Source organism: Rhodococcus sp. SORGH_AS_0301, assembly GCF_030818285.1.
Lineage (GTDB): Bacteria > Actinomycetota > Actinomycetes > Mycobacteriales > Mycobacteriaceae > Rhodococcoides.
Genome location: NZ_JAUTAC010000002.1, coordinates 1,403,624 through 1,423,405 on the forward strand (window position 1 = coordinate 1,403,624; position 19,782 = coordinate 1,423,405).

Consider the following 19,782-nt stretch of genomic DNA (forward strand, 5'->3'; position numbering starts at 1 on the left):
CCCTCCTCGCAGGGTGGGCTGGTGTGATTTGGCGCTGACCTGACGCTCCCGTATCGTGGAGTGGTTGCCCGCACCGCCCGTGAAAGGATCGTTCGTTGTCTCCCGCTGCTCGTCGCCACTCCGCCGAACCCGTCTCGGGGCTGGTGGTGGACACCCGTCGTCTGGGTCGCCGCGCAGGGTCGATGATGCCGGTCGCTCGCACCGTTCCCTCCCCGTCGCGCATCGGTCTGGACCTGATCGCGATCCAGGAGGGGGCCGACATCGATCTCGATCTCCGGTTCGAGTCCGTGTCCGAGGGTGTGCTCGTCAGCGGCACGGTCGACGCCGACACCGTCGGTGAGTGCTCGCGGTGCCTCGAGCCGTTCACGTCACACGTGCAGCTCCACCTCACGGAGCTGTACGCGTACCCGAACAGCGTCACCGAGGCCACCACGGACGAGGACGATCTCTACCGGGTCGAGGACGACGCGATCGATCTCGAACCACTGATCGTGGACGTGGCGGGGCTCACCCTGCCGCTGCGACCCCTGTGCACCGAGGACTGCCAGGGACTGTGCCCGGAGTGCGGCATCCGCCTGTCGATTGCGGAACCGGGTCATGCGCATGAGACAATTGATCCTCGCTGGGCCGGTCTCGCGGCGAAGCTGCAGACCGACACCGACCAGACCTAGTCGGCCGGCGCACCCTGCGCCTGCACGACCCGTGCTTCACCAGCACGACATTGCACCGAACGAGTACGAGGAGAAGTAGAAGTGGCTGTTCCGAAGCGCAAGATGTCGCGGTCCAACACCCGATCGCGACGCAGCCAGTGGAAGACCACTGCACCCACCCTCATCACCTGCCCCAACCGCGGGTGCGGCGAGAAGACCCTGCCCCACACGGTGTGCCCGAACTGCGGCACCTACAAGGGTCGCCAGGTCACCGCGGCAGTCTGACGGTGACCTCACAGTCGCCAGCGACAGACCGGAGCGGCGAGGACGATCATGCATCGCTTCTCGCCGCTCTTGGCGTGTCTCTGGACCACGACCTGCTCGTCCACGCTCTCACCCACCGCTCGTACGCGTACGAGAACGGTGGGCTGCCCACGAACGAACGCCTCGAGTTCCTCGGAGATTCCGTTCTGGGTCTGAGCATCACCGAGCAGCTGTACAGCGCCCACCCCGACAAGTCGGAGGGCGAGCTGGCCAAGATCCGCGCGAGCGTGGTCAACATGCACGCGCTCGCCGAGGTGGCTCGCCAACTGGGTGACGGCGGACTCGGTGCGCACCTGCTTCTGGGCAAGGGCGAGGAGATGACCGGTGGGCGCGACAAGCCGTCGATCCTCGCGGACGGCATGGAATCGCTTCTCGGCGCCATCCACGTCGAGCACGGCATCGACGTCGCACGCGAGGTGGTGCTGCGTCTGTTCGACGCGTTGCTCGAGCGTGGACCGCGTCTCGGTGCCGGCCTCGACTGGAAGACCAGCCTGCAGGAGCTCACGGCCGAGAAGGGTCTCGGTGTTCCCGCGTACGAGATCACCGCGACGGGACCGGACCACGACAAGGAGTTCACGGCCACCGTGCTTGTCGGCGGATCGCCGCACGGGCAGGGCGTGGGTCGCTCGAAGAAGGAAGCCGAGCAGCGTGCCGCCAGCGCGGCCTGGAACGCTCTCAGTGAATCGGCCTCCGCAGCGCTGATCGCCGGCCCGACCCCGGAGATGTCGTCCGACCGGAATGCCTGAACTTCCCGAGGTCGAGGTGGTGCGACGCGGACTCGCGTCGCACGTCGTGGGGGAGACCCTCGTCGACATCGAGGTCCTTCATCCGCGTGCCGCTCGACGGCATCTCGAGGGAAGTCTCGATCTCCAGTCGCGACTGGCCGGCACCACCGTCGTGTCCGCCGAGCGCCGTGGCAAGTACCTCTGGCTCGTGGTCGCCGCGAACGACGACGCGACCGGGCCGCTCGAGTCGATCGTGGTGCACCTGGGCATGAGCGGGCAGATGCTCGTCCAGCCCGCGGACGCACCCGACGAGAAGCATCTCCGCATCCGCGCCCGACTGGGCAGCGGCACGGATCTGCGATTCGTCGATCAGCGGACGTTCGGCGGGTGGGCCGTCGCCGACCTCGTGGAGGTCGACGGCTCCCGGGTCCCGGTTCCCGTGGCGCACATCGCCCGCGACCCACTCGACCCCCAGTTCGACGCGGAGTCCGTGGTGACGGCGATGCGGGGGAAGCACACCGAGATCAAGCGCGCGCTCCTCGATCAGACCGTCGTGTCGGGCGTGGGCAACATCTACGCCGACGAGTCGTTGTGGCGCAGCAAGATCCACGGCAATCGACTCACCGATTCACTGACTCGCCCGGCGCTGCGCAGGTTGCTGAACAACGCGCACGCTGTCATGGGGGAGGCACTGGCGCAGGGCGGCACCTCGTTCGACGCGCTGTACGTCAACGTGAACGGTCAGTCGGGGTACTTCGACCGGTCACTGGCCGCATACGGCCAGGAGGGACTCCCGTGCCCTCGCTGCGGCGCTCCCATCCGCCGCGAGAAGTTCATGAATCGGTCGTCCTTCAGCTGTCCGAAGTGTCAGCCGGCGCCGAGGGTTCGGCGGGGGTAGGGCGACTCCCGGCACGTCGGTCGTAAAGATCTCATAAAAACGCCTGCTCGCAGCGTCAACAGAGTGTCAGTGAGGCCGAGATGGGCGCGTAGGGGGTGGACGCTGGCGTAGCTGCCGAGCAACCGCCGGCAGTTCGTCGCCGTTTCACGAGGATTGCATCCATGGCTGACCTGGCCTATCTACTCACCGCCGCAGCAGGTTTCACTGTGCTGGTATTCACCGTTCTTCGACTCGGGCGATCCGCATGACCGCCGCCGGAATCGAGAGCGTGATCTTGATCGTGGTGTCCGCGGCACTTGCGGTGTACCTGCTGATCGCGTTGCTCGACCCCGAAAGGTTCTGAGCCGTGACCCCCGCACTTGCGGCCGGCGTGCAGATCGCGGCCGTCGTGATCGTGCTCGCTGCCGCCTACGTTCCACTCGGCGACTACATGGCGCGCGTGTTCACCACCCCGCGAGATGCACGTGCTCGTGAAGAATTGGTCAGCTCTGCCGCGAACCAGGCAGAGGGATCGACGATCACCACGACCACTGCTCTCGACCCTCCGCAGCCGACGAGCAGGTCGGTATCGGCAACAGCGGACTGGCGGGTGGAATCCCTGCTCTATCGCGTGTGCCGGATCGACCCCCGCTCGGAACAGACGTGGGTCGGCTACGCCTTGTCGCTGCTGGGCTTCTCTGCGGCCGGCGTCTTCTTCCTCTATGCCCTCCAACGCGTTCAAGGTGTTCTGCCGCTGAACAATTCGCTGCCCGGTGTCAGCCCGTCGGTTGCGTTCAACACCGCCATCTCCTTCGTGACCAACACCAACTGGCAGTCGTATTCACCCGAGACAACGATGAGCAACCTCACGCAACCGCTCGGCCTCGCAGTGCAGAATTTCGTCTCTGCCGCAGTGGGATTGGCCGTGGCGGTTGCAGTGATCCGCGGGTTCGTTCGTGTGCGCAGTGGAGGCGAACTCGGAAACTTCTGGGTCGATCTCACACGCGGCGTACTTCGGATCCTGCTGCCGTTGTCGTTCGTCGTGGCGCTGATCCTGCTGACGCAGGGCGTGGTCATGTCGTTCCACAGCAGCTTCGCGTCGACGGGTCTGGACGGTAGCTCGATCACGAATGCTCTCGCTCCCGTCGCCTCTCAGGAAGCGATCAAAGAGCTCGGCACCAACGGCGGCGGAATCCTGGCAGCCAACTCGGCGCACCCGTTCGAGAACCCGACGCCGTTGTCCAACATCGTCGAGATCATCGCCCTGTTGTTGATCCCAGTCGCGTTGACGCGAACCTTCGGAACCCTTGTCGGAGAACGTAAGCAGGGTCTGTCGATCCTCGCCGTCATGACGCTGCTGTGGGGCGCCGTTCTCGCCGTGACCCTTGCGGCGGAATCCGGTACTCGCGGTGTCGCCGCGCAGGCCGCGGGCGCCATGATGGAGGGTAAGGAACAGCGTTTCGGCATCCCCGCGTCCGCCCTGTGGGCAGTCAGCACCACGGGAACCTCGACCGGCGCAGTGAATTCGGCGCACGACTCGATGTCGCCCCTGGGCGGTGGAGTCGTCATCCTCAACATGCTTTTCGGTGAGGTCGCTCCCGGCGGAGTCGGGACCGGCCTCTACGGAATGCTGGTCCTGGCCATCATCGCCGTGTTCGTCGGTGGGCTCCTGGTGGGACGCACGCCGGAGTACCTCGGTAAGAAGCTCGGCAAACGCGAGATCACCATGGCGGCACTGTCGGTGCTCGTCATGCCGGCGCTCGTTCTGATCGGGACCGGTATCACGGTGATCCTGGGTTCCACGAGCGGAGCGCTCGGCAACAGCGGGGACCCCGGAACTCCGGGTTCGATCCACGGATTCAGCGAGGTGCTCTACGCCTACGCGTCCGCGTCGAACAACAACGGAAGTGCGTTCGGCGGACTGACCGTGACCAACGACTGGTTCCAGACCTCCCTTGGCATCGCGATGCTGCTGGGCCGGTTCCTTCCGATCGTATTCGTTCTGGCCCTGGCCGGCTCACTGGTCACCAAGCGTCGAAGTCCGGCTGGACCCGGCACCCTGCCCACCACGGGACTGCTGTTCACCGGCCTTCTCACCGGCACGATCGTCCTCGTCGCTGCGCTCACATTCTTCCCAGCGCTCGCGCTGGGCCCCTTCGCGGAGGCTTTGCAATGACCCTCGTCAACGACCATCCCACTCTGTCGGAGGCGACACCCGACAACGGCGCGCCGGCTCCCGTCAAGTCCGGCTACTTCAGCCCCACACAGCTGTGGACCTCGTTACCCACCGCATTCCGCAAGCTCGATCCGCGTCACCAGGCCCGCAACCCGGTCATGTTCGTCGTTCTGGTCGGCTCGGTCATCACCACTGTCATGGCGATCGCCGACCCGTCGGTGTTTTCCTGGCTCGTCACCGGGTGGCTCTGGTTCACCGTGTTGTTCGCGAACCTCGCCGAGTCCGTTGCCGAGGGTCGCGGCAAGGCCCAGGCGGCCAGTCTGCGCAACGTCAAACGGGACACGCTTGCCAATCGTCGGCTGCCCGACGGGTCCGTCGAGAGCGTGCCCGGCACCGAACTGAAGGTCGGTGACGAGGTGGTCGTCACCGCAGGGGAAGTCATTCCTGGTGACGGTGACGTGGTCGACGGCATCGCATCGGTGGACGAATCCGCCATCACGGGTGAATCCGCACCGGTGGTGCGTGAATCGGGCGGTGACCGAAGCGCCGTCACCGGCGGCACCACCGTGCTGTCGGACCGGATCGTCGTGAAGATCACCGCCGCACAGGGTGAGACGTTCGTCGACCGGATGATCGCGCTCGTCGAGGGTGCGTCGCGACAGAAGACTCCGAACGAGATCGCTCTCAACATCCTGCTCGCGTCCCTGACCATCGTGTTCTTGCTTGCCGTCGTGGCCATCGGTCCCATGAGCATCTACGCGGGGTCGGCGCAGGATCCGGTCAAGCTCATCGCACTTCTCGTCTGCCTGATCCCGACGACCATCGGCGCACTCCTGTCCGCCATCGGCATCGCCGGCATGGACCGACTGGTGCAGCGCAACGTTCTCGCCATGTCGGGCCGCGCGGTCGAGGCCGCCGGTGACATCGACACCCTGCTGATGGACAAGACCGGCACGATCACCTTCGGAAATCGCAGAGCCACGGCACTGCATCCGGCACCAGGGGTCGAGGTTCGGGAACTCGCCGATGCGGCTCGCCTGTCTTCGCTCGCTGACGGAACACCCGAGGGACGCAGCATCGTCGAACTCGTCGCACGCGACTTCGGCGGGGAAGCAGATCCCGCAGCAGGGGGTGAGTTCGTTCCGTTCACCGCTCAGACCCGCATGAGTGGGCTGGACGTCGACGGTCGGCAGATCCGAAAGGGCGCCTCCGACAGCGTGTTCGCCTGGGTCCGTGAACGCAGTGGCGACGCCACCGACACTGCGGTACGTGATTCGGTCGAGTCGGTGTCCGAAGCGGGCGGTACTCCGCTCGTCGTTGCGGTCGCCGAATCCGGTTCGAGCGCCCGAGTTCTCGGAGTCGTCGAGTTGTCCGATGTGGTCAAGCCTCACATCGCCGAACGATTCGAACGGTTGCGCGCCATGGGCATTCGGACCGTGATGGTGACCGGTGACAACCCCCTCACCGCTCGGGCCATCGCTGCGGAAGCCGGGGTCGACGATTTCCTCGCCGAAGCGACACCGGAAGACAAACTCGCATTGATCCGCCGTGAACAGAACGGTGGTCGGCTGGTCGCAATGACGGGGGATGGCACCAACGACGCTCCCGCGCTGGCTCAGGCCGACGTAGGCGTGGCAATGAACACCGGCACGTCCGCAGCGAAAGAGGCGGGCAACATGGTGGATCTCGATTCCGATCCCACCAAATTGATCGAGGTGGTCGAGGTCGGAAAGCAACTCCTCATCACCCGCGGAGCGCTCACCACGTTCTCGTTGGCGAACGACCTCGCCAAGTACTTCGCGATCCTGCCGGCAATGTTCTCCACGGTGTATCCCCAGCTCGACACGCTGAACATCATGCGGCTGGCAACTCCACAATCAGCGATCGTCTCGGCCGTGGTGTTCAACGCACTGGTCATCGTGGCGCTGATTCCCCTTGCGCTGAAAGGTGTTCGGTACACGCCGTCCACCGCGTCGACACTGCTCGGCCGCAACCTCGCCGTCTATGGCGTCGGAGGCGTGATCTCGCCCTTCGTCGGCATCTGGCTGATCGACCTCGTGGTCCGACTTATTCCTGGAATGGGCTAGCAATGCGTATTACTTCGGTGTTCTTCAAACAGGTCGTCGCCGGGTTCACGGTCCTGTTGGCGTTGACGGTACTTCTCGGCATCGGGTACCCGGCTGCGGTGTGGGCGGTCAGCCGGATCGGGTCCGATTCGGCGGAAGGCTCACCCATCCGCGATGCCTCGGGATGTGTTGTCGGCAGCTCGCTCATCGGCGTCGACACCACTGTCGCAGACGGACAACCCGATCCGTATTTCCACACGCGCGTCACGGGGTCGGTCGCCGATGACGACGCCTTTGCCGCGGGCGACCCCTCCGCCGCTCTCCCTCTGAACCAGGGTCCGAGCAGTGACACTCTCGCGTCGTTCATCGAGCAACGTCGCGCTGCGATCGCCGAGCGTGAGAACGTCGATCCGGCGGCGGTGCCCGTCGACGCGGTGACGGGTTCGGGTTCGGGTATCGACCCGGACATCAGTCCGGCGTATGCAGAGCTTCAGGTCGCCCGCGTGGCGGCAGCAACAGGGAAATCACAGGACGAGGTGCGCACGCTGGTCGCGGAGAACACCGACGGTCGGCAGCTCGGTTTCCTCGGACAATCGGTGGTGAACGTCGCCACGCTTAACGTCGACCTGGGACTGACTGCACCCGACTGCTCGACCACGGGTGGATGATGAGCAGGTGAGCATGCACGCCGACGCCGCAGACGAACGCACGACTCCGGGGGGCAGGGGAGAACTGCGTATCTATCTCGGCGCGGCGCCGGGCGTGGGAAAGACGTTCGCGATGCTCGGCGAGGCGCACCGTCGCCAGTCCCGCGGGTGTGACGTCGTCGCCGGTGTCGTCGAGACTCACGGACGCACTCGAACGGCAGAGATGCTGGACGGCATCGCGGTACTGGCGCCGAAAATGGTCGAGTATCGCGGAGCCTCGGTGCCCGAACTCGACGTCGACGGCGTCTTGGCCAGAATGCCGGAATTGGTGCTCGTCGACGAACTGGCCCACACGAACACTCCGGGCAGTCGTAACGCCAAGCGCTGGCAGGATGTCGAGGAGTTTCTGGCCGCCGGGATCGACGTGGTGTCGACTCTGAACGTGCAGCACCTCGAGAGTCTCAACGACGTGGTCCAGCGCATTACCGGTGTGGTGCAACGGGAGACGGTTCCCGACGCCATCGTGCGGGCCGCAGCCCAGGTCGAGCTGGTCGACATCACCCCGGAAGCGTTGCGGCGCAGGCTGTCACACGGGAACGTCTACGCGCCCGAGAAGGTCGACGCAGCGCTCAGCAACTTCTTCCGACGGGGTAATCTCACTGCGCTGCGGGAGCTGGCACTGCTGTGGCTGGCCGATCAGGTCGACGCGGCGCTGGCCCGCTACCGTGCGGACAACGCCATCAAGGACATGTGGGAAGCACGAGAACGTCTCGTTGTCGCGGTGACCGGCGGTCCCGAATCCGAGACGCTGCTGCGCCGGGCGAGCCGAATCGCCGCCAAGTCCAGCGCGGAACTGATGGTGCTGCATGTGGTCCGAGGCGACGGACTCTCCGGTGTCTCCGCCTCGCACATGGGCAAGGTCCGTACCCTGGCCACCGCGCTCGGTGCCTCCGTGCACAGCGTCGTCGGCGACGATGTTCCGGCGACGCTTCTCGAGTTCGCGCGGGGCGTCAACGCGACACAGCTGGTGCTCGGGACGTCACGTCGCTCGCGGTGGGCCCGCATCTTCGACGAGGGCATCGGATCGTCGGTGGTGCAGCATTCCGGCAAGATCGACGTGCACATGGTCACTCACGAGGAGGCGCGCCGCGGAATCAGACGCACTGCCGCGCCGGCGTTGCGACGCCCGTTGGCGTGGGCCGCGTCGGTCGTGGTTCCTGCACTTGCGGCCGCGATCATCTCGCTGTTCGACGATTCCCTCGAACTCGGCGGTGAGAGCGCCCTGTTCTTCGTGGTGGTGCTGGCGGTGTCCCTGCTCGGCGGTGTCGCTCCGGCCGCGCTGTCGGCACTGTTCTCGGCTCTGCTGTTGAACTACTTCTTCACCGATCCGCGCTACAGCTTCACCATCGCCGAACCGGACAACTTCGTGACGACAGTGGTGCTGCTCGTCGTCGCCGTGGCGGTGGCCGTGCTCGTCGACGCGGCCGCCCGGCGGGCACGGGACGCCCGCAGCGCGTCGCAACAGGCGGAACTGCTGGCGCTGTTCGCCGGATCGGTGCTGCGTGGAGCCGACCTGCCCGCTCTGCTCGAGCGGGTGCGCGAGACGTACGGGCAGCGCGCCGTGGCGGTGCTGCGCTCGGGGCACGGCGTCGTCAGTGCAGTGGGGGAGAACCCGCCCACGAGCGTGGACGCCGCCGACACCGCGGTGGAGGTGGGCGACGAGGAGTACGCCCTCGTCCTCGCGGGGCACCGCACCCGCGCGACCGACCGGCGTGTCCTCACGGCGGTCGCCAATCAGGCGGTCGGCTTGATCCGCCAGAGCGAACTGGCCGCGGAGGCGAGCACCGCCGCGGCCGCCGTCGAGTCGGACACACTGCGGCGGGCACTGCTGTCCGCCGTGGGACACGACCTGAGGACGCCGCTGGCCGCGGTCAAGGCCGCCGCCTCGAGTCTGCGCAGCGAGGACGTCACCTTCTCGCCCGAGGACACCGCGGAGTTGCTGGCGACGGTCGAGGAGTCGGCGGATCAGCTCACCGCGCTGGTGGAGAACCTGCTCGACTCCTCGCGCCTGGCCGCCGGCGTGGTGCGGCCGGTGTCGGCGCGTGTGTTCCTCGACGAGGTGGTGCACCGCGCCTCGGCCTCCGTCGGTCCGGCGCGGTCCCGCCTGCAGGTGGAGGTGGGGGATCTGTCGGTGCTGGCGGACGAGGGTCTGCTGGAGCGAGTGGTGGCGAATCTGATCGACAACGCTGTGCGGTACGCACCCCACGGCGAGATCCGCGTGTCCGCTCGTGTGGACGACGACCGCGTCCGGCTCGCCGTGGCCGACCACGGGCCCGGTATCGCGGACGGCTCGGAGGAGACCGTCTTCGACGCGTTCCAGCGGCTCGGGGATCGCGACAACACCACCGGCGTCGGCCTCGGACTGTCCGTGGTGCGCGGCTTCGTCGAGGCCATGCACGGCACGGTGTCGACGCAGCGCACCGTCGGCGGCGGGCTGACCGTCACCGTCGACCTGCCGGCGGCGTCGTGACCGAGGACGGGGGAACGACCGAGACGCCGCGGCCGGGACCGCCGCCCACCCGTGTCCTCGTCGTCGACGACGAGCCGCAGTTGCTGCGGGCGCTGCGCATCAATCTCGGGGTGCGGGGCTACGACGTGTCGACGGCGTCGACCGGAGCGGGAGCTCTGCGCGCCGCCGCCGAGAGGCATCCGGACGTGATCGTCCTCGACCTGGGTCTGCCGGATCTCGACGGCCTGGAGGTGCTCGCCGGACTTCGCGGGTGGACCACCGTGCCCGTGATCGTGCTGTCCGCCCGTTCGGACTCCGGCGACAAGGTCGACGCGCTGGACGCGGGTGCGGACGACTACGTGACCAAGCCGTTCGGCATGGACGAGTTCCTCGCCCGGCTGCGCGTCGCGGTTCGGCGCGCCGCACGCACGGCGGACGGCGACGGCGAGGCGGTCGTCGTGACCGACTCGTTCACCGTGGATCTGGCCGCGAGATCGGTGACGCGCGACGGGCAGCCGGTCCACCTCACCCCCACCGAGTGGGGCATGCTCGAGATGCTGGTGCGGCACCGCGGCAAGCTGGTCGGACAGCGAGAACTGCTGCGCGAGGTGTGGGGTCCGGCGTACGAGACCGAGACCCACTATCTCCGGGTGTATCTCGGTCAGCTGCGGCGCAAACTCGAGCCCGATCCGGCGCATCCACGCCACCTGCTGACCGAGGCCGGCATGGGGTATCGCTTCCGAACCTGATGCGCCTCACCGCCGGCGGCCCACCGCTCCGATAGGTTGGCCGGTGTGCTGGTCGACGGAAGAGACATCCCGGTCACCGGGAGCGTCCTGCAACCGTTGACCCGGCGAACGAGCGACATCCTGCGGGTCGTGACCGCGGCGATCGTCCTGGGGGCGATCGTCGTCGGTTCGTTGGTGACCCGCAACGAGTGGACAGCGCTGGAGCGCTCGATCTCCGACATCGTCGGCGTGCTCACCCCGAGCCAGTCCAATGCCGTCTATCTCGTGTACGGCGTCGCCATTCTGGCTCTTCCGTTCACCGTGCTCGCCGGACTGGTGGCGGCACGCCGCTGGCGGCTGCTCGCGGGTTACGTCGCTGCGGCCGTGGTGGCCGCACTGGCGTTGTCGGTCAGTGGCAGCGGGATCTCCGCGCCGAAGTGGCACATCGACGAATCGACGCGCCTGGACACCCTGCTCTCGCAGATCCTCGACGATCCGCGCTGGATCGCCATCGTCGCGGCCGTGCTCACCGTCTCCGGCCCGGGGCTGCCGATCCGCTGGAAGCGGACGTGGTGGGTGCTGCTGCTGGCTTTCGTCCCGATCCATCTGCTCATCAGCACCGTCGTCCCCGCGCGCTCGCTGCTCGGTCTCGCCGTGGGGTGGCTCGCCGGATCGCTCGTGATCTGGGTGGTGGGCACCCCGGCACTCGAGGTGCCGCTCGCCGAGGCCGTCCGTGCCCTGAAGCGCCGGGGAGTCGACATCGCCGGGTTCGTCGTTCTGCGCCCGGCGGGTTCGGGTCCCCTGGTGCTCTCGGGACGGATCGGGCCGGTGGGCCACGACGTCGTCGTCGAGCTGTTCGGTCCCAATCAGCGCAGCCGCGGCGCCCTGCGTCTGCTGCGCCGACTGGTGACTCTGCGGTCGTCGGAGAGCCCGCCCCTGCACGCCTCACAGCGCCGCGCGGTGGAGCATCGCGCGTTGATGGGCATCGCGCTGAACGACCTGGGCGTGGCGGCCTGTGTCCCGACGGCGGTGTCGGCCCTCGAGCGTGGCTGGGTCCTGTACGCCCACAGCGTTCCCCGCGGTCGGCGCGTGGACCCCGAGCGTCCGGAGGATGCGCACGCACTGTGGCGGACTCTGGGAGTGCTGCGCTCCCGGCAGATCTCGCACGGAGACCTCCGGGTCGACGACATCCGGATCGACGAGGACGGCACCGCGTTGCTCGGTGGCTTCGACACCGCGGAACTCGGCGCGTCGCAGGCCCAGTTGCACTCGGACGCCGCGCAGCTGATGCTGACCACCGCATCGCTGTACGGGCCCGACGTCGCCGTCGACGCCGCGATCGACAGGCTCGGCCCGGCGGACGTTCTCACCGCCTCACGCCGGCTGACGCCGTCCGCTATCCCGACCCGCGTGCGCCGGGCGGTGCACGACGCCAAGGGGGTGCTCACGGCGACGCGGGACACGGTGCTGGCCCGGACCGGGACCTCGGCGATCGCCACCGAGCAGGTGACGCGGTTCTCGCGTAACCAGGTCGTGCAGTTGGTCCTGCTCATCGCGCTGGTCTACGTCGCGTATCCGTTCATCAGTCAGGTCCCGACCTTCGCCTCCGAGCTGGCCTCGATCAACTGGTGGTGGGCACTGCTCGGTCTCGCGATCTCCGCCGCGACCTATTTCGGAGCGGCCGCGGCGCTGTGGGCGTGCGCCTCGGGCGCCGTGGGTTTCCTGAACACGACGATCATGCAGGTGGCCAACACGTTCGCGGCGACGACGACTCCGGCGGGTGTCGGCGGACTGGCGCTGAGCGTCCGCTTCCTGCAGAAGGGCGGTTTGACGCTCACGCGCTCGACCGCCGCGGTAGCTCTGCAGCAACTGGTGCAGGTGATCTCGCACGTGACGCTGCTCGTGGTGTTCAGCGTCGCGGCGGGCCAGTCCGCCGACCTGTCCCGCTTCGTCCCGAGCGCCACGATCCTGTACCTCATCGCCGGTGTCGCGTTCGGCGCCCTCGGCGCCTTCCTGTTCGTGCCCACCCTGCGGCGCTTCCTGCGCACCGCGGTGCGGCCTCAGCTCGCGGAGGTCTACTCGGACCTCTCGGAGCTCGTGCGGCATCCGGCACGCTTCACCGTCATCGTGCTGGGCTGCGCCGCAACCACTCTCGGTGCTGCCTTCGCGCTGTGGGTGAGCATCGAGGCGTTCGGCGGGGGAACCACCTTCATCACGGTCACCATCGTCACGATGATCGGTGGGACGCTCGCCTCCGCAGCCCCGACGCCGGGTGGCATCGGCGCCGTGGAAGCCGCTCTCATCGGCGGTCTGGCGGCGTTCGGGTTGCCCGCCACCATCGCGGTGCCGTCCGTTCTGCTCTATCGCGTGCTCACGTGCTGGATCCCGGTGTTCCTCGGCTGGCCGATCATGCGGTGGTTGGCGCGCAAGGACATGATCTGATCCCGGCCGTCACGACATCCGCAGTGCCAGATAGAAGTTCACGCGGTCCTCGAGTCCGGAGAGATCCCGACCGGTGAGTTCCTCGATGCGCTGGATGCGGTAGCGCACCGAGTTGACGTGCAGGTGCAGCCGGGTCGAGCACGCCGTCCACGATCCGTTGCAGTCGAGGAAGGCTCGCAGAGTCGGGACGAGATCGCTCTGATGGCGGTCGTCGTACTCCACGACAGGATCCAGCAGACGCGAGCGGAACAGCCGTCTCATCTCGTCCGGCACGCTCGCCAGGAGCAGCACCAGATCCGCCAGTTCGTCGTGCCCCACGATGCGGACCCCGTCGCTGCGGCCGGCCGCGAGCCGGCGGGCATACCTGGCTTCGTCGACGGCGCCGCGGAGTTCGCCCGCCGTCACCGCGCTGCTGACGCCGAGCGAGACGTCGCTGCCGGCAAGTCCGGGAACGAGGCGATCCATCCCCGACCGCACTCGCGGCGTCAGGTCGTCGTCGGTGGGAACGATCGCGACCACCTCACCGTCCGTCACACCGATCGCGCCGCCGCTCGGGAGCAACTCGCGCAGGACCACCCGGAGTTCGCCGGGGCGGAGGGGGCCACTCGCGACGGCCGCGGCGACCACCGCGTACCGAGCGTCGGTGTCGAGGCCGACCACCGTCATCTGGGCGAGGGTGTCCGCGACCGATCCGCCCGCGGTGATCACGCGGATCAGCTGGTGCGCCGAGCGTCCGGACGACCCGAGGCGGTCGTCGGTGCGCTCACGTTCGAGCGCGACGATCGACGCCACGTCCTCGGCGAGTGCGAGCCGCTCGGGAGTCCAACTGCGCCAGTCGCTGCGGAAGGCCACCATCGCGTCGGCGACGCGCGACGTCCGGTCACCGTCGACGGCGAGGAGGGACAGGCCGTGGGACACCACGGGAAGTCTTCGTGCCGTGAGGAAGTCGTGCGCCAGATCGTCGGGACGGATCTCGTCGGGAAGCGGATGGGACGAGGCCACGACGCGCCCGCCGGGGGTGAGCACCCAGCATTCCAGTCCGAGATCCTCGGACACCAGGTCGAGAAGTGGCCCGATGCCGTCCCCGGCGCCGGCGCCCGACACCAGGCGGCGGTGCCGGTCGAGGACCGACCGGAGATCGGTCGCGCGCTCGCGCGAGAGCGAGCGCACCACGCTCTCCGTGATCGTCGCGAAGGCCACGGCGGCGGACACCCGGAACAGGGGCAGCCCGTGTCGGCGGCACGACTCGACGAGATCGGCGGGCACCACGCCGTCGTACGAGGCCGCCAGTGCGGCGACGCCGGCACCGGTGATCGCACGGACGAAGACGTCTGAATCCTCGGGTCTCGTGTGCCACATCAGTCCGGTGAGGACCAGTTCTCCGCCCTCGAGATAGCGACCGGGATCGAGCATGTCGGTCGTCACGACCCATCGGATGACCGTGTCTCGTCCGTCGTCGGACACGAGGGGGTCGAGTCCGAGATGGGGCATGTCGAGTAGGTCGTGCACCTTCATTCGGAGGAACCTACAGTGCTTCGCGTGTGATGCGGGTCATAGTCTGTCGTTCCTGCGTCTCGTCCGCCGGACGGCGGGCGGGTGTACTTCTCCCATGGACTTTCTTCGGCCACAGACCTGGGCGGACGCACTCGCCGCCGCAGCCGATCGACCCGATGTCGTCCCCGTGCAGGGGGGTACCGACGTCATGGTCGAGATGAACTTCGATCTGCACAGACCGACGGCGCTGCTCGACCTGAACCCGATCACGGAGCTCACCACCTGGGAGGAAAATCCAGACGGGTCGCTCCGCGTCGGTGCCGGCATGCCGTACGTGCGGATCATCGCCGAACTGGGCGATCGGCTGCCGGGAATCGCGCAGGCCGCGCGCACGGTCGGTTCGCCCCAGATCCGCAACAGGGGGACGGTCGGCGGCAATCTCGGGGGCGCATCCCCCGCCGGCGATCTGCACGCGCCGCTGCTCGCGTGCGGCGCGATCGTCGAGGCCGAGTCGGCCGCTCGGGGCACACGCATGATTCCGGCCGAGGAGTTCTACGTCGGCGTCAAGCGTCACTGCCTGGAACCGGACGAGTTGATCCGCGCGTTCCACGTGCCGCCGGCCACCGGGCCGCAGTACTTCTCGAAGGTCGGCACGCGCAACGCCATGGTCATCGCGGTGTGTTCGTTCTCGCTCGCCCTGTTCCCGGCCGAGCGACGTGTCGGCACGGGTATCGGTTCGGCCGCCCCGACGCCGCGGCGGGCCACCGCCGCCGAGGTATTTCTCGCTGCGGAACTCGACTGGGACGGCCCGCTCGACGACGCCGTCGCCCGCCGGTTCGGCGACCTGGTCCGTGAGGCGGCGAGCCCGATCGACGACGTACGCGGTACCGCCGACTATCGGCGACATGCGCTGGCGGTCATGGCGAGACGCACTCTCGCCTGGTCGTGGCGCGACCACAGGAACAACGGAGAGGCGGCGTGAGCATGAGAGTGAACTGCACGGTGAACGGCACCGACCAGAGCGCGGACGACGTGTGGGAGGGCGAGAGTCTTCTCTACGTGTTGCGCGAGCGCATGGGCCTGCCCGGATCGAAGAACGCGTGCGAGCAGGGGGAGTGCGGTTCCTGCACCGTCTATCTCGACGACGTGCCGGTGTGCTCGTGCCTGGTGGCGGCCGGCCAGGTCGAAGGTCGACGCGTGCGCACCGTGGAGGGACTCTCCGACGGGGAGGCGCTGGGCCCGATCCAGAAGGCCTTCGTGGAGTGCGGCGCCGTCCAGTGCGGCTTCTGCACACCCGGGCTGGTGGTCCAGGCGCACGACCTCGTCGAGCGGGTGCCCGATCCGTCCGATGCGGAGATCCGCGAGGCCCTCGCCGGAAACCTCTGCCGCTGCACCGGTTACGAGAAAATTCTCGACGCCCTCCGACTCGCCGCCTCACGAAGGGCCGATTCCCGATGAGTGTTCGCATCGTCACCAACGCCTACATCGCACCCGTGGTCGGTGCCGAGATCCCGCACGGGTACATCGTCGTCGACGGGCCGCTCGTGACCGCGATCGGCGCGGGTCCTGCGCCGATCGTTCCCGGCGCCGAGATCATCGACGCGCGTGGCGGACTGGTCACGCCCGGTCTGGTCAATGCCCATCACCACCTGTACCAGTGGGCGTCGCAGGGACTGGCGAAGGACAGCACCCTCTTCGAGTGGCTCGTGACCCTGTACCGACCATGGGCGAAGATGGACGCCGAGGTGGTCGGCGGGGCCGCGCTGGCGGGGCTCGGCTGGCTCGCGAAGTCCGGGTGCACCACCAGCACCGATCACCACTACATCTTCCCGAAGGGACGGGGCGATCTGTTCGCCGCCGAGATCGACGCGGCGGCGCGGATCGGAGTGCGTTTCCACCCCTGCCGCGGGTCGATGGACCGGGGCGTGTCGGACGGCGGGCTCCCTCCCGACGAGGTGGTGGAGAAGCTCGACGACATCCTGACCGCCACCGCGGATGCGATCGACACGTACCACGACGCGTCGTTCGGCTCGATGCTGCGGATCGCCGTCGCGCCGTGCTCCCCGTTCTCGATCAGCAAGGACCTGCTCGTGGAATCGGCGAGCCTCGCCCGAGTGAAAAGTGTTCGGCTGCACACACATCTGTCCGAGACGGTGGACGAGGAGGAGCACTGCCTCGCCCAGATGGGCTGCACGCCCGTGCAGTACATGGAACAGGTGGGGTGGCTGGGCGACGACGTGTGGTTCGCCCACGCCGTCCACCTCCACGATTCCGACATCACCTCGCTCGCGGCAACGGGTACCGGCGTCGCGCACTGCCCCAGTTCGAACGCGCGACTCGGCGCGGGAATCGCCCGTGTCGCCGATCTGCTGCACGCCGGCGCGCCGGTCGGTCTCGGCGTGGACGGATCGGCGTCCGCCGAGATGGTCTCGCTCGCCGGCGAGATCCGTCAGGCCGTGTACATGCAGCGGGCACGCTACGGGCCGACCGCGTTGAGTGCCCGCCAGGCTCTCGAGGCCGCGACACTCGGTGGCGCCACGGTCCTCGGCCGGCAGGACGAGATCGGGTCCCTCGAGGTGGGCAAGCTCGCCGACCTCGCGATCTGGCGTACCGGCGGCTTCTTCGCCGCGATAGACGATCCCGTCGTCGCGCTCGCGTACGGGCAGACGCCGCCACTGGGCCACCTCATGGTCGGCGGTCGGACGATCGTGGAGGACGACACGCTGATCAGCGTGTCGCAGGACGAGGCGGCGGCGGCCGGAGCGAACGCACACCGTCGTCTCATGGCTCTCGCGAAGGACGTCCTGTGAGCGCCCCCGGACGGACGCGCCCCGGCGCCTTCCCCGCACCCGTGGACGCACCGGGCCTCGGACGCGTGGGAGACAGTCCGCTCCGCCCCGACGGGACCCTGAAGGTCAAGGGAGAGTTCGCGTACTCGTCCGATCTGTTCATCGACGGCATGCTGCACGGCGCCACCCTGCGGAGTCCGCATCCCCGCGCGCGCATCGTGTCCGTGGACATCTCGGCGGCGCTCGCCCTCCCCGGCGTGGAGGCCGTGCTCACCCACGAGGACGTGCCGGGACGCCCGTGTTTCGGCCTCGACGGCACATGGGACCAGCCTGTCCTCGCCTTCGGCGAGGTGCGTCACGAAGGCGAGCCCATCGTCCTCGTCGCGGCGGATCACCCCGAGACCGCGCGCCGGGCGATGGAACGGATCGAGGTGGTCTACGAGGTGCTCGAGCCACTGTGCGACGCCCGCCGTGCCGCACTGGATCCGACCTACCCGAAGGTGCAGGAGCGCGGCGGAATCGCACGCCACCAACCGGTGCGCGTCGGCGACGTGGCCGCTGCGCGTGCGCGGGCCGACGTGATCGTCAGCAGCGCCTTCTCGGTCGGCATCCAGGACCAGGCCTTCCTCGGACCCGAATCGGGTCTCGCGGTTCCCGGCGACGACGGCGGGGTGGACCTGTACGTCGCGACGCAATGGATGCACAACGACCTCGAACAGATCGGGCCGTGCCTCGGACTGCCGAAGGAGAAGATCAGGATGACGCTCTCCGGAGTCGGGGGAGCGTTCGGCGGGCGCGAGGACCTGTCCATGCAGATCCACGCGGCCATGCTCGCGATGTACACGGGCAAGCCGGTCCGGATGGTCTACAACCGCTACGAGTCGTTCTTCGGGCATGTGCACCGGCACCCGGCGCAGATGCACTACGAGTACGGCGCCACGAGCGACGGCCGGCTGTTGTTCGCGGACGTCGAGATCATCCTCGACGGCGGCGCCTACACGTCGGCCACGCTGAACGTCGTCGGCAACGCTGCGTCGCTGGGCGTGGGACCGTATGTCATCCCGAACATCGAGATCGACGCGTACGGCGTCTACACGAACAACCCGCCGTGCGGCGCGATGCGCGGATTCGGCGCCGTACAGGCATGTTTCGCGTACGAGTCGATGATGGACCAGCTCGCCGAGGCGTGCGGTCTGAGCCCGGTCGAGGTCCGCCGCGTCAACGCCGTCGCACAGGGTTCGCTCCTCGCCACCGGTCAGGTGATCGAGGCTCCCGCGCCCCTCGCCGAGATGCTCCTCCGGGCCGAGGCGATGCCCATGCCCGCGCCACTGGACACCTCCGACATCCGCAACCTTCCCGGAGGCGCGTCGCAGACCACGCACGGTGAGGGCGTCGTACGGGGAGTCGGCTACGGAGTGGGACTCAAGAACATCTGCTTCTCCGAGAACTACGACGACTACTCGACGGCGCGGGTCCGACTCGAGGTCATCGGCGGCGAGGTCACCGCTCTGGTGCACACGGCCGCCGCCGAGGTGGGACAGGGCCTGGTGACACTCGAGGCGCAGATCGCCCGCACCGAGCTGGGGGTGTCGCGCGTGACGATCCATCCTGCCGACACCACCGTCGGGAACTCCGGGTCGTCGTCCGCGTCCCGCCAGTCCTACATGACCGGCGGTGCGGTGAAGGCCGCGTGCGAGGCGGTCCGGGAGGCCGTGTTCGTCCTCGCCGGACTGCATCTCGGTCGCGCCGCGACGGACCTGACTCTCGACGGCGGCAAGGTCGTCTCCCGCACCGACGGCGTCCTGGCCACGATCGAGGACGTTCTCGGCGACCGAGTGGTAGAGCAGACCCGCGAGTTCCACCACCGTCCCACCACCGGCATGGATCCGGTGACCGGGCAGGGCGCGAGCCACACCCAGCTCGCGCTGTGCGTGCACCGCGCGGTGGTCGACGTCGACGTCGAGCTCGGTCTGGTGAAGGTCGTCGAGATGGCCGCCGTCCAGGACGTCGGCAGGATCCTCAACCGGCTCTCCCTCGAGGGGCAGATCCACGGCGGATCGGCTCAGGGACTGGGCCTGGCTCTGATGGAGGAGATCGTCGTCGTGGACGGGCTGGTGAAGAACCCGTCGTTCACCGACTACCTCATCCCCACCATCCTCGACATGCCGCCGATGAAACTCGACATCCTGGAGAACCCGGACCCGCTGGCGCCGTACGGCCTTCGCGGCGCCGGCGAGCCTCCGACCCTGTCCTCCACCCCCGCAGTCGTCGCTGCCGTTCGCGACGCCACCGGTCTCGCCCTCACACGAGTACCGATACGACCCGAACACATCACGGACCCGGGAAGGCCCTGAC

At 68.1% G+C, this 19,782-nt stretch carries 15 protein-coding genes and 1 pseudogene; 15 read left to right on the top strand and 1 reads right to left on the bottom strand.

Features of this window, described 5'->3' with window-relative positions:
* Positions 1–182 precede the first annotated feature (182 nt).
* The 11 genes and pseudogenes from QE397_RS07270 (at position 183) to QE397_RS07320 (ending at position 13,144) form a co-directional block, all read left to right on the top strand.
* On the top strand, positions 183–671 hold the full coding sequence (locus tag QE397_RS07270) for a DUF177 domain-containing protein (RefSeq protein ID WP_081821208.1): 489 nt from the start codon (positions 183–185) through the stop codon (positions 669–671).
* An 81-nt stretch (positions 672–752) separates the two neighbouring features.
* Positions 753–935: a 50S ribosomal protein L32 gene (gene rpmF / locus QE397_RS07275; RefSeq protein ID WP_027504976.1), complete on the top strand. Its 183-nt coding sequence runs from the start codon at positions 753–755 to the stop codon at positions 933–935.
* Between the two features lie 2 nt (positions 936–937).
* On the top strand, positions 938–1,720 hold the full coding sequence (gene rnc / locus QE397_RS07280) for a ribonuclease III (RefSeq protein ID WP_027504977.1): 783 nt from the start codon (positions 938–940) through the stop codon (positions 1,718–1,720).
* Positions 1,713–2,597: a bifunctional DNA-formamidopyrimidine glycosylase/DNA-(apurinic or apyrimidinic site) lyase gene (gene mutM / locus QE397_RS07285; RefSeq protein WP_056445093.1), complete on the top strand. Its 885-nt coding sequence runs from the start codon at positions 1,713–1,715 to the stop codon at positions 2,595–2,597. Before rnc ends, mutM begins: the two co-directional genes overlap by 8 nt.
* A 244-nt stretch (positions 2,598–2,841) precedes the next feature.
* On the top strand, positions 2,842–2,940 hold the full coding sequence (gene kdpF, locus QE397_RS07290; protein ID WP_027504979.1) for a K(+)-transporting ATPase subunit F: 99 nt from the start codon (positions 2,842–2,844) through the stop codon (positions 2,938–2,940).
* A gap of 243 nt (positions 2,941–3,183) precedes the next feature.
* Positions 3,184–4,752: pseudogene (kdpA, locus tag QE397_RS07295) on the top strand (potassium-transporting ATPase subunit KdpA); the annotation flags it as partial.
* Positions 4,749–6,839 (top strand): potassium-transporting ATPase subunit KdpB, encoded by a 2,091-nt coding sequence (gene kdpB / locus QE397_RS07300; protein ID WP_307092584.1) that lies wholly within the window; start codon positions 4,749–4,751, stop codon positions 6,837–6,839. The pseudogene kdpA and the gene kdpB, both read left to right, overlap by 4 nt.
* A 2-nt stretch (positions 6,840–6,841) precedes the next feature.
* Positions 6,842–7,486, top strand: coding sequence for a potassium-transporting ATPase subunit C (locus QE397_RS07305; RefSeq protein WP_027504982.1), 645 nt, complete (start codon positions 6,842–6,844; stop codon positions 7,484–7,486).
* Positions 7,487–7,499: 13 nt separating this feature from the next.
* Positions 7,500–9,995: a sensor histidine kinase KdpD gene (locus QE397_RS07310; protein WP_307097407.1), complete on the top strand. Its 2,496-nt coding sequence runs from the start codon at positions 7,500–7,502 to the stop codon at positions 9,993–9,995.
* A complete protein-coding gene (locus QE397_RS07315; protein ID WP_027504984.1) occupies positions 9,992–10,723 on the top strand; it encodes a response regulator in 732 nt (243 codons plus the stop codon). Before QE397_RS07310 ends, QE397_RS07315 begins: the two co-directional genes overlap by 4 nt.
* Before the next feature lie 45 nt (positions 10,724–10,768).
* On the top strand, positions 10,769–13,144 hold the full coding sequence (locus tag QE397_RS07320) for a lysylphosphatidylglycerol synthase transmembrane domain-containing protein (RefSeq protein WP_027504985.1): 2,376 nt from the start codon (positions 10,769–10,771) through the stop codon (positions 13,142–13,144).
* Positions 13,145–13,153: 9 nt separating this feature from the next.
* Here QE397_RS07320 and QE397_RS07325 read toward each other — a convergent pair whose 3' ends face one another.
* Positions 13,154–14,659: a PucR family transcriptional regulator gene (locus QE397_RS07325; RefSeq protein WP_307092587.1), complete on the bottom strand. Its 1,506-nt coding sequence runs from the start codon at positions 14,657–14,659 to the stop codon at positions 13,154–13,156.
* 94 nt (positions 14,660–14,753) lie between these two features.
* Between QE397_RS07325 and QE397_RS07330 the strand changes: the two genes are divergently transcribed.
* From QE397_RS07330 to QE397_RS07345, 4 genes are read left to right on the top strand one after another with little or no spacing between them, the layout of a single operon-like run.
* On the top strand, positions 14,754–15,620 hold the full coding sequence (locus QE397_RS07330; RefSeq protein WP_285185217.1) for a xanthine dehydrogenase family protein subunit M: 867 nt from the start codon (positions 14,754–14,756) through the stop codon (positions 15,618–15,620).
* 2 nt (positions 15,621–15,622) lie between these two features.
* Positions 15,623–16,096 (top strand): (2Fe-2S)-binding protein, encoded by a 474-nt coding sequence (locus tag QE397_RS07335; RefSeq protein WP_307097409.1) that lies wholly within the window; start codon positions 15,623–15,625, stop codon positions 16,094–16,096.
* Positions 16,093–17,448 carry an 8-oxoguanine deaminase gene (locus tag QE397_RS07340; protein ID WP_307092590.1) on the top strand — a complete coding sequence of 452 codons (1,356 nt, stop codon included), beginning with the start codon at positions 16,093–16,095 and terminating at the stop codon, positions 17,446–17,448. Before QE397_RS07335 ends, QE397_RS07340 begins: the two co-directional genes overlap by 4 nt.
* Positions 17,445–19,781, top strand: a complete 2,337-nt coding sequence (locus QE397_RS07345) for a molybdopterin cofactor-binding domain-containing protein (RefSeq protein ID WP_285185213.1) — start codon at positions 17,445–17,447, stop codon at positions 19,779–19,781. The genes QE397_RS07340 and QE397_RS07345 overlap by 4 nt, the downstream gene beginning before the upstream one ends.
* The last annotated feature ends 1 nt before the right edge of the window (position 19,782 follow it).